The sequence below is a fragment of the Variovorax sp. CF079 genome, assembly GCF_900101545.1.
In the GTDB taxonomy this organism is placed as follows: Bacteria; Pseudomonadota; Gammaproteobacteria; order Burkholderiales; family Burkholderiaceae_C; genus Variovorax.
The window spans coordinates 89,201-102,746 of sequence record NZ_FMZU01000025.1 but is presented as its reverse complement, the minus strand read 5'-3'; the positions used below and the strand labels follow the sequence as shown (position 1 = coordinate 102,746).

Below are 13,546 nucleotides of genomic sequence, written 5' to 3'. Positions count from 1 at the left end.
GCAGGGGTCAGCGCGCGCGGATCTGGTTGTAGCGCTCGGTGATGGCCGGGCCGTTCTTGTCCCAGAACTCCGAATCCATGAAGAGCGCGGACTTCAGGCGTTCCGGCGTCGAAGGCAGGCGCTGCTTGCGCGCGTCGTCGATCAGCGGGAATGCCGCTTCGGTCGTCGGGCCGTAGGCGATGTACTTGCTGAACTCGGCCTGGTTCTTCGGCGCGGTGATGTAGTTCATCAGCTTGATGGCTTCGGCCCGGTTCGGTGCGCCCTTGACCAGCGCGAAGTAGCCGACCTGCGCCACCGCATTGCCCCAGCCCATCTGGATCGGAAGGCCCGAATCCATGCCGGCCTGGAAGCGGCCGTTCCAGCCCAGCGCCATCACCACCTCGCCGCTGCCCAGTGCGTTGACCGGCTCGGCGCCGTTCTTCCACCACATGGCCACGTGCGGCTTGATCTTCTCGATCTGCTTCATCGCGCGGTCGATGCCTGCGGGCGTGGACAGCACCTTGTAGACATCCCCGGGCGCGACGCCGTCGGCGATGAGTGCAGCCTCGATCACGGTGGACGGATCGTCCTGCAGCGTGCGCTTGCCGGGGAATTTCACGACGTCCCAGAAATCGGCGAAGCTGACCGGCTGCGGCTTGCCCGCGGGGAATGCCTTGGTCGAGAAGCCGACGTTCGTCGAGAAGATCTCCGAGGGCACTCCGTACTCGTTGCGCGCGCCGGGAATGACGTGCTTCTGGTCGACCATTTCCGGCGTGATCTTCTCGAACACACCGAGCTTGATGCCGCGCGTCAGGCGGGCGCTGTTCTCCGTGACTACGTCCCAGGCGACGGTCTTGGTGTCGATCATGGCGCGGATCTTCGCGACCTGCGGGTCGGTGTCCTCGGTCACCTTGATGCCGGTTTCCTTGGCGAAGGGCTTGAGCCACGCGTCGCGGATCGCGCCTTGGTAGGCGCCACCCCAACTCGCGAAATTCAGTTCGGCGGCTTGCGCGGCGCCAGCCAGCAGGACCGCGGTCGCGATCACGATGCGGCCCATCGTCAGCAACTTACTTTTCATCTCTCTCTCCGATTGGTACAGGTTACGAATACGGCGGCAATCGTTGCGGATTGCCGGGCCTGCTCCGTGGCATGCATGTTGCATGCCAATGGCATACCAAACTTAAAAATGAACCAGAACCGAAGACCGAAATGCAGGATGCGACGCAGATGTCTATCCAAGGGAAACGCAGGAGCGCTTGCCTTCTGGACATGCGCAGGGCAGCCGCTGCGTCAGGACGACTTGAGCGCTGCCGCGCGCCAGTTTGACGACTGGCTCCTGGCATTTCGTGCACCGTCTTGCTGTGCGCGCACCAAAGTCGATCGCTAGTCCTGGTGCGTTCGAGTCGCCTTTGTTTCCGTCCGGTACCATGAACTCACGCCACGAATTTCCAGGTCCGTCCGTTCACAGTCACCTGTCCGCACGCATGCTTGTGGCGAAGCCGTCGGCCACCGGCGCCATGGCCGAAGCCGCCCGCCGGCTGCTTGCTGAAGGCCGAGACGTCATCAGCCTGAGCGAAGGCGAACTGGACTTCGACACACCGCTCCATATCCAACAGGCCGCGATCGCCGGCATCCAGCAAGGGCACACCCGCTACACCAACGTGGGCGGCACGCCGCAGCTCAAGGCGGCCATCGTCCGCAAGTTCCGCCAAGACAACGGCCTGCACTACGACAGCACGCAGGTGATGGCCGCAACCGGCGCCAAGCAGCTCCTGTTCAACGCCATGCTGGCGACCATCGATGCGGGCGATGAGGCCATCATGGTTGCGCCCTATTGGGTGTCGTACTCGGAGATGGTGCGCATCGCCGGCGGCGAGCCGGTCGTGCTGACGACGGGCAGCGCCAACGGTTTCAAGTTGACGCCGAAGATGCTGTCGGGCGCGATCACGCCGCGCACCCGATGGCTCATGCTCAATTCACCGTGCAATCCATCGGGTGCGCTCTACACGGCCGATGAACTGCGCGCGCTGGCGGACGTGTTGCGCGGCCATCCACGGGTGCTGGTGATTTCCGACGACATCTACGAAGAGATCGTGTTCGATGGCGTCTTTCAGTCGTTTGCGCAGGCCTCGCCCGACATGATCGATCGGACACTGACCGTCAACGGCGTGTCCAAGGCCTTCGCGATGACGGGGTGGCGGTTGGGCTATGCGGGCGGGCCTGCATGGCTGATCAAGGCACTGGAGCTCCTCCAGTCTCAGAGCACCAGCAATCCGAGCGCGGTCAGCCAGGTCGCGGCAACGGCCGCACTCGAGGGGCCGAGGGATTTTCTGGACACATGGCGCAGCCGGTTGCGTGGGCGGCGCGATCTGGCGGTCGAGCTGCTGGCGGCCGCCAGTCCGATGCTGCGGGTCGATACACCGCCGGCGGCCTTCTACCTGTGCGCCGACTGCGCTGGCGCCATCAGAATGCGCACGCCGGAGGGTCGAACCATCGACAGCGATGCCGACCTCGCCCACTATCTGCTGCACAGCGCGGGCGTGGCGTGCGTCCCGGGCTCTGCATTCGGCCTGGCTTCTTACCTGCGTTTCGCCTATGCGGTGTCGGAGGACCGCTTGCAGACGGCTTGCGAACGCATCGTCACTGCCTGCGGCCGACTGGTTCAGGCCTGAGCGAGGGCGCTGCACAGCCACAGACATCATGAGAACTTCTTCCAAGACACCGTCGCTTTCCATCTCGGGATGGCGGATCGAACCCGTGGGCGACCGCTGCTTGCAGGTGCGCCTGGGCGACCGCGTCGGCGCCGACACCAGCCGGACCGTGCAGGCGGTGGCCGCACACCTGTCGTCGGCGCAACTGCCCGGCGTCGTCGATGTCGTGCCCGCATTCACTACCGTCGCGTTGCACTACCGGCCACTCGCGTTCGATCGCCGGCAGGGCGTGGCATCGTCTCAATTGACGCGCCTGGTGGAGCAACTCCTCGCAGGCCGCGTTCCCGAGCGGCCGGTCAACGAGGAGGTGATCGAGATTCCCGCCTGCTACGGCGGCGACTACGGTCCGGACCTGGACGACGTGGCCCGCCATTGCGGCCTGACGGCCGAAGAGGTCATCGCCCTGCATTCGGGAACGCCGCTGTCGCTCTACGCCTACTTTTTCGCGCCCGGCAACCCCTTCTTCGGCCCCCTCGACCCGAGGCTGAATGTGCCTCGCCGCAGCACGCCGCGCCTGCGCGTGGAGGCGGGGTCGGTCGCCATCGCCAATGGCATCTCCTCCATTTACCAGATGGCGCTGCCAGGGGGCTGGAACGTGATCGCACGGACGCCTTGGGACCTGTTCGACGTGACGAAGACCCCACCCACGAGGATGCCGCAGGGCGCGCGGGTGCGCTTCTATCCGATCTCGGCGTCCGAACTGGAGCGGATGCAGGAGCGGCCGCCATGACCCGGGCATCCGTGGCGCACATGCTGGTGTTGCGGCCTGGCATGTTCTCGGTTCTGCAGGATCAGGGGCGCGTCGGGCATCAGCACCTCGGCGTGCCGGTCACCGGCGCGATGGACGAGTGGTCGCATCGCACGGCGAACATGCTCGTCGGCAATGAAGACGACGCGGCAACGCTGGAGTGCACGCTGACCGGTCCCAGCGTCCAGTTTGCCTGCGACATGCTGCTGGCCATCTGCGGCGCTCGCGTCAGGATCACGGCCGCGGGCCGGCCGGTTCCCATGAATTGCGCGGTGCTACTGCGCCGTGGCGTCACGCTGGAGTTCGGTGAACGCACGCGTGGCGCACGCATGTACCTGGCGGTGCGCGGCGGCTTCGCGACGGCGCCGGTGCTCGGCAGCCGCAGCACCTATCGGCCGGGCGCTTTCGGCGGCCACGAGGGGCGGGCGTTGCGCAAGGACGACCGCGTGCCCGTGGCGCGCCCGCGCAGGGCCGACCCCACGCTGGCGCTGGAACGCACGCTGGTGCAGAGCGGCTTGCCGTTCGTGACGGCGGCATGCGTCGACGCGGAACCGCCGTCGGCGGCGCTCGAAGGCCTGCGCTTCATCCCGGGCCCGCAATGGCAGGATTTTTCGGAGGAAGCGCGCGAACGGTTCGTGCGCACGCCGTTCACGATTTCCTCGAAATCCGATCGGATGGGCTACCGGCTCGAAGGGGCCGATCTTGTCCTGTCGCGACCGCTCGAGATGATCTCCGAGGCCACGAGCTTCGGCACGGTGCAGGTGCCTCCCAACGGCCAGCCGATCGTCCTGATGGCTGACCGGCAGAGCGCGGGCGGCTACCCCAAGATCGCCTATGTCGCCAGTGCCGACCTGCCGGCCTTGGCTCAAGCGCTGCCCGGCGCCTCCATTCGCTTCACCCCGATCGATCAGCAGGCCGCCGAGCACGCCTGGCTGCTGGTCGAAGACCAACTGGCGTTGGTGCGCGAGGCGGCCGGACGGGCGTTGACCTGACCGCTGCATCTCGCTAACCGCTTCACCCACAAGGAATCCATTCATGCCATCCATCGACATCAACTGCGACATGGGCGAGAGCTTCGGCCCCTGGGTCATGGGACAGGATCTCCGGATCCTCCCGCACGTGACCTCCGCGAACATCGCCTGCGGCTTTCACGCGAGCGACCCCGACACGATGCTAAAGACGGTGCGGGCCGCCATAGCCAACGGTGTGGCGCTGGGTGCCCATCCCGGCCTGCCCGACCGCCAGGGCTTCGGTCGACGGGCGATGGAGATGTCGCCGAGCGAGGTCTATTCGCTGGTCATCTACCAGGTCGGTGCGCTCCAGGGCGTTGCCCAGTCCCAGGGTGCAACCCTGCATCACGTCAAGACGCACGGGGCCCTCTACAACATGACCGTGCAGCAGCCGGCACTCGCCGAGGCGGTGGCGCAGGCGGTGTTCGATTTCAATCCGGCGCTGCAGCTCTTCGTGGCGAACAAGAACATTGCGCAGGCGGCGCGCGACAAGGGGCTCACGGTCCGGTTCGAAGTCTTTGCGGACCGCAGCTACCAGGACGACGGCACCCTGACGCCGCGATCCAGGCCGGGGGCCATGATCGAGGACGTCGAACAGGCCATTGCGCAGGTCCGGCGCATGGTGCTGGACGGTGTCGTGCGTTCCGTGAACGGTGTGGACGTGCCGGTCGCCGCCGACACGCTCTGCATCCACGGCGACCAGCCCGGCGCCGTCGTTTTCGCAGAACGAATCCGTGCTGCGCTACTGGCCGACGGTATCGCCATCGCGGCGACGTGAGCGCCTCGAAGCCCTTGTCCGGAATGTCGCGCGCCCGATCACCGGTACGCGCGCTCGTGTGTAACTCCATGCCTCTATGCCCATGAGCACGATAGAAACCAGAACCCGTCCATCGCCTTCGATCACGCACGAAATGTTCGGCGCCATGCGGGTGCCTACCTTCGAGGACGTCGAACGTGCCGGCCGCGCCATCGCGTTACATGTTCGCCGCACGCCCTTGCTGCGATCGGCCCGACTCGACGAGATCGCGGGTGCGCCAGTGTGGCTCAAGGCCGAGAACCTGCAGGTCACCGGCTCCTTCAAGGCAAGGGGCGCCTTCAATGCCCTGCTGGGCCTCTCGGAGGAGCAGCGCATGCGCGGCGTCGTCGCGTACTCGACGGGCAACCATGGCCAGGCCATCGCCTGGGCTGCTCGGCAGCTGGGGGTGATCGCGACCATCGTGATGCCGATCGACGCGCCACGCAACAAGGTGGCCCGTGCTCTGGACCAGGGTGCGCGCGTCGTGCACTACGACCGCCGTCGCGAGAGCCGTGAAACGATCGGCATGCAGTTGCTGGCCGAGACGGGCGGCACGCTCGTTCCGCCGGGCGACCATCCCGATGTGCTCGCCGCGCAGGGCACCGTCGCGCTGGAAGCGCTCCAGGATCTGCCCGACGATGCGCTGCGCCATCTGGGAACCTTCGCCGCTCCTTGCGGCGGTGGCGGTCTCTTGGCCGGGTGTGGGCTGGTCGTCGACACGATGAGCCCTGCAACGCGTCTCGTGGCCGCCGAGCCCGCGGGCTTCGACGACACCGTGCGCTCACTCGCCAGTGGTCGGCGCGAGGTGAACGAGCCCGGCGCGGCGACCTTTTGCGATGCGCTGCAGGCGGCCACGCCGGCCGAACTGCCTTTCGAGATCAACCGGCGTTTCCTGCACAAGGCCGTGGCCGTGACGGACCTTGAAGTGGCTGTCGCCGTGCGCTTCGCGCTCGAGGAACTCCATATGCTGGTCGAGCCCGGTGGCGCGGTCGCGTTGGCAGCGCTGCTGGCCGGTCACTTGTCGATGGGCGGGCGCGACAGCGTCATCGTGCTCTCGGGCGGAAACGTCGACCTGCCCATGCTCGCAAACTGTCTCAAATCCGCTGCGGCGGTGGCCGCCTGACATTCGCCACCGATCGCACCCCGCGATCAACCCTTTCACGAACCTTTTCATGCAAGCTTCCCTCTCCACCTCTTCTGCTGCCACCGCGTCGCAAGGCGACGCATCCGGACCACAGGAGGTCCGCGACAGGATCGCGCTGTGCTGCAGCCACACGGAAGCCGCCACCTGGGAGCTCGGCCTGCGGGCCGCACTGCCCCATGCCACGATCAGCGCCTGGCCCCACACTGACGAGCAGGCCGAATGCGCCATCGTGTGGTCGCCCACGCAGGCGTTCATGGACGCCCATCCGCGCCTGCGGATCATCTTCAACATGGGTGCGGGCGTCGACGCGCTGATGAAACTCCGGCTTCCGCCGCAGGCTCGTATCGTGCGCATTGAAGACGGTGGCATGGCCGTGCAGATGGCCGAGTACGTCAGCCACGCGGTACTGCGCCACTTCCGTGAGTTCGATCGGTACGAGGCCAGTGCAGCCTCCGGTGCATGGGCACCCCGCAAGCCGCCGATCCGCAGCGATTTCCCGGTGGGCGTCATGGGCCTTGGGGCGCTCGGGAAGCGGGTCGCCTGGAGCCTGGCGCAGTTCGATTTCCCGGTGTTCGGCTGGAGCCAGTCCCCCAAGACGATCGACGGTGTCACATGCCTGTCGGGCGCCGACGAGTTCGATCGCTTCCTGTCGGAGACCCGCATCCTCGTGTGCATGCTGCCGCTGACACCCGCCACGCAGGGCATCCTGTCGCACGCATCGCTCTCGCAGCTGAAGCCGGGTGGCTATCTGATCAACGTGGCTCGTGGCGCACATCTGGTCGAGGAGGATCTGTTGCGCCTCATCGACGAGGGGCATCTGGCGGGCGCGACGCTGGACGTCACGCAAGAGGAACCCCTGCCGCCCGGCCATGCGTTCTGGCGGCGCCCGGAGATCGTCCTGACACCTCACATTGCCGCGCAGACGGTGGTGCGAGAGGCCATCGCCCAGATCGCAACCAAGGTCAGCGCCGGACTCGAGAGCCCGACGCTGAGCGGCGTCGTCGACCTCGGCAAGGGGTACTGAGACGCGGCACTCGGCATCAAACCTGTCCTGTTCATCACACATCCACAACACCTCAACCCCATGCAATCCATCTTCCACTTCGCCTTCAACGTCACCGACCTGGACCGCGCGCGGCAGTTCTACGGCAACGTGCTCGGCTGCCAGGAAGGCCGCAGCACCGACACCTGGGTCGACTTCAACTTCGTCGGCCATCAGATCTCCCTGCACCTGGGGCAGCCCTTCGTCACCGCGGCCACCGGGCACGTGGGCGACAAGCTGGTGCCCATGCCGCACTTCGGACTGATTCTGGCGCTGGCCGACTGGAAGGCCATGGCCGAGCGCCTCATCAATGCAGGCACGCAATTCGTGCTGGTGCCGCAGGTGCGCTTTGAAGGCCAGCCCGGCGAGCAGTGGACGATGTTCTTTCTCGACCCCTTCGGCAATCCGATCGAGATCAAGGGGTTTCGCGACCTGGAAGCGGTCTACGCCACCTGAGTCGGCCCCGAGACGACTGGAGCGCCCTGTGCCGACTGGCCCAGGGGGAGAGCGAGTGCTGGCGCGGGTCGCGACGAGTTTTTCGGGGGAGCGCCCAAGCTTGCGTGTACCAGACTGCTTTTCAGCGTCTGTCTTTTCCGAGGTACGCCATGGGATAGCCCAACGATCTCCAGGTCAAAGCGGCTGAGCCGCGCGACAAGGAGTAGGGTAGCGCGGCGCGGCCATTCTGAAACGGCGCAGACGATGCTCTAAGAAGCACGGCCTTTTCCTCTAAAGACTGTGGCGAGATCTGTCCTGGATGCGGCCGACGACCGACGACGGCGCGTTCACCCGTGCAGGCCGCAGGCAACCTGCAGATGGGCCTTCATGCGCTCGCAGGCGAGGTCCGGGTCTGCCAGCGCGCCGCTTTGGTCGGCCAGCGCGAACACTCGCGCAAAATGCGCTGCGCTACTGATCGACCATGGAGCCGTCAAAGTGCGGCCGCATCGTGATCGGCTTGGACAACGGGGGGCGGATCTTCTGCGCATCCGGCAGCAGGTTCATGCCGAGGCCCGGACCGGTAGGGATGTCGACGAAGCCGTTCAGCGGTAGCGGCACCTTGTCGACGACGTTGCTGCCCAAGTGTGCCGCGCCTTCCACAGGCGCGAGCGTTCTTCGGGCCGGTGCGCGTAGCGGAACCCGGCAGGCGATCAGTCGGATCATCCCCCTATCGTTGGCCGCTGGTGGCAAGCGGCAGGATTTCGCAGCGAAGGCACAAGCCCGGATTGGTCACGTTCAGCAACCATCTTCACAGAGCAGACGTCGACCTCGATCGCGAGGCGCACGTTGTGGACTGCATAGGGGTGGTTTTCGCCCCTTCAGGAGTCTCTGTGAACCTCAATCGTTCAGCCTTCTTCAAGTGGTCCGCGGCCGGTGCTGTGGCAGTTGGTGCACTTTTCGCCGCCGCGTCAGCGAATGCCCAGGTGAACTGGTCTGTCGGCATCAGTGCTCCGGGCGTGGCGATCGGCGTTGCCGAGCCTGGCCCCGTGTACTACGAGCCGGCACCTGTCTATTCGCGTCCTGCACCGACCTACTATCAGCCGGCTCCTCCCGTGTACTACCGGCCGCCGCCGCCAGCTTATTACCGCCCGGCACCGGTGTACTACGGGCCGCCGGCGCAGGTCTATTACGGGCCGGACGAGCGTTGGCGCCATCGCCATCACCACCGTCGGGATTGGGACGATTGATCCGAGTGCGCCCCGGAGGGGACGTCAGTACCTCTGTACGCCCCAACATTTGGGTCTGAGTCAAACGCTGCGTGCTCTTGATCGCTCAACTGCCGAGCCGGCAAGCGAGCACTTTTCAGCGACGCTTAAGGATCGACGAAGAGACTGATTCTCAGCAAAGGAACAGTCCCGAGCCCCACCGAAAAGGATCGAACGCCATGATGTCTTCCGCTGCCCCCAAGCCCCTCACCCCATCGCAGATCGAGCTCGTGCTCGAGTTGCTCGAGTTGCGCCAGCTGGCGCCGCAGGAGACGGCTGCGAAGTTCAACCGCTTGACCCAGGTCGGCACTTTCTCGGAAGCCCAGCAAGGGGCCATCGAGATCCTCTTCGCGCTCGAGGAGGACGATATCCCCGATGCACTCTTCGAATTCGCAGATGACGATGCCCGAGACATCGTTCGCGATGGGCTGGCGCACGAGGTGCGGCTGACCTTCGTGGGAGCCTAAGGCATCCGCGCGAACTGCCTTGCATCTGCGGAACTCGCGATTCGATCCTGCAAACGGCAACGCGCAGACGCGATCACAGAGCTCCGCGCAACCCCGGTTCGGTCCGAGCCGCAGCAGCCGTCGGCGCATTGATGCTCAGCGAGCTCGAGTCACAAGGCCCGACTCACCAGTTTGAAGTCCGGATCTTCGGTAAAGGACTTGATCGAAAAACCCAACCTCTTCACGAGCTTCAGCATATCGGCGTTGTTGCTCAGCACCAGCCCATCGATCTCCGAGAGGCCCTTGTCGCGGGCCACATCGATGATCGCCTCCAACAGGCGTGATCCCAGTCCCTTGCCGCTGTAGTCGTCTGCAACCACCAACGAGAACTCGCAACTCGATTGATCTGGATTGGTGATGTAGCGCGACACGCCCACGATGCGTTCGGTCTCGCGGACCGCGCCATCGTCCGCGACGCCACGCTCCCGCACCACTGCGACCAGCGCCATCTCGCGGTCGTAGTCGATCAAGGTGAAGCGCGAAAGCATGGACGGCGGCAACTCGTGGAAGCGCGAGACAAACCGGAACCAGCGGCTTTCCGGCGAGAGCTGCTGCACCAGGGCTTGAAGCATCTGCGCGTCGTCGGGATGAACGGCTCGCACGGTGTAGGTGCCCCCACCGGGCAAAGGCCACTCGCGTTGGTAGCGCGCAGGGTAGGGCAGGATGGCCAGGTGCTGGTAGCTGTTGATGAGGCCGCTTGCGCCTTGCGGCGTGCTGTCGACGACGATGCGAGCATCGACCGCCACTGCGCCCGTTTCGTCGACGATGATCGGGTTGATGTCCATCTCCCGCAGTTCGGGAAGTTCGCACACCATCTCGGAAACCCGCAGCAGCACCTGTTCCAGCGCCTCCATGTCCACGGCTGCGGCCCCGCGCCATTCGTGCAGGGTTTCGGCGACCCGCGAGCGTTCGATCAGCCGGCGCGCCAGGAACTGGTTGAGCGGCGGCAGCTCCATGGCACGGTCGTCCAGCAGCTCGATCATGGTGCCGCCTGCGCCGAACACGATGACGGGGCCGAAGGGATCGTCCGTCACCAGGCCCACATGGATTTCGCGCCCGCGCCGGGCCGTGGCCATCTTCTGAACGGTCACGCCGTTGATGCGCGCGTCGGGCGCCAGGCGCGCCACGCGTTCCATCATGTCGCTGTACGTGTCGCGTGCACCGGCTCCGTTCATGACGTTCAGCGCCACGCCCTCCACATCCGACTTGTGGCTGATGTCGGGCGAATCGATCTTGAGCGCGACGGGGAAGCCCAGCTGGGCGGCGATCATCATCGCTTCGTTGGCGCTGCGCGCCAGCAAGGTGCGGGTGATCGGGATATGGAAGGAAGACAGCAAGGTCTTCGACTCCATCTCGGTCAGTACCTTGCGCCGTTCCGCCAGCACGCTCTCGATCAGCAGCCGCGCACCCTCGATATCCGGCTTGGCAAGCGCCGACAGCGGCGGCGGGGTCTGCTGGAGCAGCGCCTGGTTCCGATAGAAAGCCGCGATGTTGCCGAACGCGCCAACCGCCGCTTCCGGCGTGCGGAAGCTCGGGATGGTGGCCTCCCCCAGCACCGCACGCGCGGGGCCGACCGAGGCGTCGCCCATCCAGCATGACAGCAGCGGTTTGCTCATCGGCCGCGGGATGTCGGCCAGCACGCGCGCCACCGCGACCGCATCGGCCCCTGTCTTGGGCGAGAAGATTGCCAGGACGCCGTCGATCTGCGGGTCGGCGGCGGCCGCATCGACCGCGGCCCGGAAGTGCGCCGGCTCGGCTTCCTCCGAAAGGTCGATCAGATCGGTGAGCGAAGCCGACGCGGGCAGCCGGGGCTGCAGCGTCTTGAGCGAGTCGGGTGACAGCTTGCCGAGTTGCAGGCCGATCTCGTTGACCCAGTCCGCCGCCAGAACACCCGGGCCGCCGCCATTGGTGACGATGGCCAGGCGCCGGCCGACCGGGCGATAGCGCGAGGCCAGGCATTTGGCGGCCGAGAACAGTTCGACGAACGAGCGCACCCGCACCGCACCGGCGCGTCGCAGCGCAGCGTCGAAGACATCGTCGCTGCCGACGGTCGAGCCACTGTGCGTGTGCGCAGCTTCGTTGCCGGCGGGCTTGCGACCGGCCTTGAGCACCACCACCGGCTTGGCATGCGAGGCCGACCGCAGGGCGCTCATGAAGCGACGTGCGCTGGAGATCCCTTCGAGGTAGACGATGATGCTGTGGGTGGCGGCATCGTTGGCCAGGAAGTCCAGCACCTGGGCGATGTCCACCGCCGTATGGCGGCCGAGCGAAACGACGCTGGAGAACCCGACCGCGTTCTCGCGCGCCCAATCGAGCATCGATGCCGTCAGGGCGCCCGACTGCGACACCAGCGCGAGCGGGCCGGCCTTGGCCAGCGGGCCGGCCGTGCTGGCATTGAGCGTCAACGGGGGGCGCTGAAAGCCGAGCGAATTCGGACCGAGGAGGTGAACGCCGTCGCGGCGCGCGATCTTTCGCAGTTGCGCAGCCTGCTCGGTGGCGATGCCATTGGAGATGACGAGCGCGGCGCGGCAGCCGATGCGGCCGACGACCTCCAGTGCAGAGGCGATCTCCTGAGGGGGCAGCGCGATGATCGCGAGATCGGAGCGCGTCTGCGCCAGATCCCCCAGCGTGCCGCTGGTGCGGACGTCCAGAAACTGCAGCGTTCCGTTGAACCGGTCTGCGCGAAGCGCTTCGCGCACGGCCCGGGCGTGCGAAGTCTGGCCTACCGGGTCTTCGGCGTGGCCCGCGAAGACAACGACTGAGCCCGGCGCCAGCAGCGGCGTGAGGTAGTGCTTGTCCATGACCTTAGTCTGCACCCATCAGGACCTTGACATGCGCCGCGGCACTGCGCGCCAGCGCGCTCAGTGCATAGCCGCCTTCGAGACAGGAGATGACCCGGCCCCGGCAGTGGTGCTGCGCGACGGCCATGATCTGCTGCGTCACCCATGTGTAGTCGCCTTCCACCAGCGCCAGATTTCCCATGTCGTCCTCCCGGTGGCCATCGAAGCCGGCGGAGATGTAGATGAGCTCGGGGGCGAAGGCCTCGAGCGCCGGCAGCCATTGGTGGATGACCGCTGCGCGGAAAGCGTCGCTGCCCGAGCGCGAACGCAAGCCGACGTTGACCATGTTCGGACCCTCGTCTTCCTCGCCCGAGAAAGGATAGATCCCTTTTTCGAATATGGAACACATGAGCACACGCTCGTCGCCCTTGAAGATGTCGGCGCTGCCATTGCCATGGTGGACGTCGAAGTCGATCAGCGCCACGCGCTGCAGGCCGTGCACATCGAGCGCGTGCCGAATGCCGACGGCCACGTTGTTGAAGAAGCAGAAGCCCATGGCGGCGGCGCGCCCGGCATGATGGCCCGGGGGCCGGACGCAACAGAACGCCGCGGGCGCCTTGCCCGAAAGAACCAGGTCGCAAGCCAGAACCGAGGCGCCCGCCGCGCGCCGTGCAGCCTGCATGGTGTATCGGTTCATGCTGGTGTCGGGGTCAACCTGGTGATGCCCTTCGTCCGGCGAAGCCGCAGCAAGTTCGCGCACATGGGCGAGCGAGTGTGCCCGCCCCAGTTGATCATCGGTGGCGAGCGGAGCGTCGTACGGGACCATGTAGTCGAGCAGACCGCTGATCAGAAGCCGGTCGTGGATGGCCGAAAGCCGTTCCGGACATTCCGGATGGCCGGCGCCCATCTCATGGCGTGCGCAGTCGGGGTGAGTGATGTAAGCGGTCAGCAAATTCGGCTCCTGGGCCATCCCGCGCCGCGCGGCGGAGGTCTGCGCGCAGTCTAGGCGCGGTCGATCCGATATTTCATGAGCTGCATCAAGGCAAGGGCGCCGGCGCAGTCGCTGGCGATCGTTGTCGGGGGGCGCGACAAGTGCCCACGAGATGGCGGGCTCGTCTGCCGCAGAGGCG

14 protein-coding genes are annotated in these 13,546 nt (G+C 66.1%); 9 read left to right on the top strand and 5 right to left on the bottom strand.

Annotated features, from left to right (window positions below; all coding sequences use genetic code 11):
* Positions 1-7: 7 nt before the first annotated feature.
* Positions 8-1,057 (bottom strand): ABC transporter substrate-binding protein, encoded by a 1,050-nt coding sequence (locus tag BLS74_RS28500; RefSeq protein ID WP_093110493.1) that lies wholly within the window; start codon positions 1,055-1,057, stop codon positions 8-10.
* A 406-nt stretch (positions 1,058-1,463) separates the two neighbouring features.
* On the opposite strand from BLS74_RS28500, the gene BLS74_RS28495 reads away from it, so the two are divergent.
* The 7 genes from BLS74_RS28495 to BLS74_RS28465 all read left to right on the top strand — a co-directional run bounded on the left by BLS74_RS28495 (position 1,464) and on the right by BLS74_RS28465 (position 7,886).
* The gene (locus BLS74_RS28495) at positions 1,464-2,651 is read left to right on the top strand and encodes a pyridoxal phosphate-dependent aminotransferase (protein ID WP_244504052.1); all 1,188 of its coding nucleotides are present in this window, start codon (positions 1,464-1,466) and stop codon (positions 2,649-2,651) included.
* Positions 2,652-2,679: 28 nt separating this feature from the next.
* Positions 2,680-3,420 (top strand): 5-oxoprolinase subunit PxpB, encoded by a 741-nt coding sequence (pxpB, locus tag BLS74_RS28490; protein WP_093110491.1) that lies wholly within the window; start codon positions 2,680-2,682, stop codon positions 3,418-3,420.
* 20 nt (positions 3,421-3,440) lie between these two features.
* Positions 3,441-4,430, top strand: coding sequence for a 5-oxoprolinase subunit C family protein (locus BLS74_RS28485; RefSeq protein ID WP_244504057.1), 990 nt, complete (start codon positions 3,441-3,443; stop codon positions 4,428-4,430).
* A 43-nt stretch (positions 4,431-4,473) separates the two neighbouring features.
* Positions 4,474-5,226, top strand: a complete 753-nt coding sequence (locus tag BLS74_RS28480; RefSeq protein ID WP_093110490.1) for a LamB/YcsF family protein — start codon at positions 4,474-4,476, stop codon at positions 5,224-5,226.
* Positions 5,227-5,308: 82 nt separating this feature from the next.
* The gene (locus BLS74_RS28475; RefSeq protein WP_244504051.1) at positions 5,309-6,367 is read left to right on the top strand and encodes a threonine ammonia-lyase; all 1,059 of its coding nucleotides are present in this window, start codon (positions 5,309-5,311) and stop codon (positions 6,365-6,367) included.
* A 49-nt stretch (positions 6,368-6,416) separates the two neighbouring features.
* On the top strand, positions 6,417-7,412 hold the full coding sequence (locus BLS74_RS28470; RefSeq protein ID WP_093110488.1) for a 2-hydroxyacid dehydrogenase: 996 nt from the start codon (positions 6,417-6,419) through the stop codon (positions 7,410-7,412).
* Between the two features lie 60 nt (positions 7,413-7,472).
* The gene (locus BLS74_RS28465; RefSeq protein ID WP_093110487.1) at positions 7,473-7,886 is read left to right on the top strand and encodes a VOC family protein; all 414 of its coding nucleotides are present in this window, start codon (positions 7,473-7,475) and stop codon (positions 7,884-7,886) included.
* A gap of 326 nt (positions 7,887-8,212) precedes the next feature.
* On the opposite strand, the gene BLS74_RS34080 is transcribed toward BLS74_RS28465, so the two are convergent.
* Entirely contained in the window at positions 8,213-8,413 is a 201-nt protein-coding gene (locus tag BLS74_RS34080; protein ID WP_139191771.1) for a DUF993 family protein, read from the bottom strand.
* Positions 8,334-8,588, bottom strand: coding sequence for a hypothetical protein (locus BLS74_RS28460; protein ID WP_244504058.1), 255 nt, complete (start codon positions 8,586-8,588; stop codon positions 8,334-8,336). The genes BLS74_RS34080 and BLS74_RS28460 overlap by 80 nt, the downstream gene beginning before the upstream one ends.
* Positions 8,589-8,755: 167 nt before the next feature.
* On the opposite strand from BLS74_RS28460, the gene BLS74_RS28455 reads away from it, so the two are divergent.
* Together BLS74_RS28455 and BLS74_RS28450 are read left to right on the top strand one after the other, a co-directional pair.
* Positions 8,756-9,112: a hypothetical protein gene (locus BLS74_RS28455; RefSeq protein WP_093110485.1), complete on the top strand. Its 357-nt coding sequence runs from the start codon at positions 8,756-8,758 to the stop codon at positions 9,110-9,112.
* 197 nt (positions 9,113-9,309) lie between these two features.
* Positions 9,310-9,597 carry a hypothetical protein gene (locus tag BLS74_RS28450; protein WP_093110484.1) on the top strand — a complete coding sequence of 96 codons (288 nt, stop codon included), beginning with the start codon at positions 9,310-9,312 and terminating at the stop codon, positions 9,595-9,597.
* A 149-nt stretch (positions 9,598-9,746) separates the two neighbouring features.
* Here BLS74_RS28450 and BLS74_RS28445 read toward each other — a convergent pair whose 3' ends face one another.
* Complete coding sequence (locus BLS74_RS28445) at positions 9,747-12,437, bottom strand: bifunctional acetate--CoA ligase family protein/GNAT family N-acetyltransferase (protein ID WP_093110483.1); 2,691 nt, start codon at positions 12,435-12,437, stop codon at positions 9,747-9,749.
* Positions 12,438-12,441: 4 nt separating this feature from the next.
* Positions 12,442-13,368, bottom strand: a complete 927-nt coding sequence (locus BLS74_RS28440) for a histone deacetylase family protein (protein ID WP_093110482.1) — start codon at positions 13,366-13,368, stop codon at positions 12,442-12,444.
* Positions 13,369-13,546: the final 178 nt, after the last annotated feature.

Coding starts and splice junctions, on each gene's coding strand:
- BLS74_RS28450 (WP_093110484.1), top strand. CDS start 9,310: ATGATGTCTTCCGCTGCCCCCAAGCCCCTCACCCCATCGCAGATCGAG.
- BLS74_RS34080 (WP_139191771.1), bottom strand. CDS start 8,413: ATGCGCAGAAGATCCGCCCCCCGTTGTCCAAGCCGATCACGATGCGGC.
- BLS74_RS28500 (WP_093110493.1), bottom strand. CDS start 1,057: ATGAAAAGTAAGTTGCTGACGATGGGCCGCATCGTGATCGCGACCGCG.
- BLS74_RS28445 (WP_093110483.1), bottom strand. CDS start 12,437: ATGGACAAGCACTACCTCACGCCGCTGCTGGCGCCGGGCTCAGTCGTT.
- BLS74_RS28460 (WP_244504058.1), bottom strand. CDS start 8,588: ATGATCCGACTGATCGCCTGCCGGGTTCCGCTACGCGCACCGGCCCGA.
- BLS74_RS28495 (WP_244504052.1), top strand. CDS start 1,464: ATGCTTGTGGCGAAGCCGTCGGCCACCGGCGCCATGGCCGAAGCCGCC.
- BLS74_RS28465 (WP_093110487.1), top strand. CDS start 7,473: ATGCAATCCATCTTCCACTTCGCCTTCAACGTCACCGACCTGGACCGC.
- BLS74_RS28470 (WP_093110488.1), top strand. CDS start 6,417: ATGCAAGCTTCCCTCTCCACCTCTTCTGCTGCCACCGCGTCGCAAGGC.
- BLS74_RS28485 (WP_244504057.1), top strand. CDS start 3,441: ATGCTGGTGTTGCGGCCTGGCATGTTCTCGGTTCTGCAGGATCAGGGG.
- pxpB (WP_093110491.1), top strand. CDS start 2,680: ATGAGAACTTCTTCCAAGACACCGTCGCTTTCCATCTCGGGATGGCGG.
- BLS74_RS28475 (WP_244504051.1), top strand. CDS start 5,309: ATGAGCACGATAGAAACCAGAACCCGTCCATCGCCTTCGATCACGCAC.
- BLS74_RS28480 (WP_093110490.1), top strand. CDS start 4,474: ATGCCATCCATCGACATCAACTGCGACATGGGCGAGAGCTTCGGCCCC.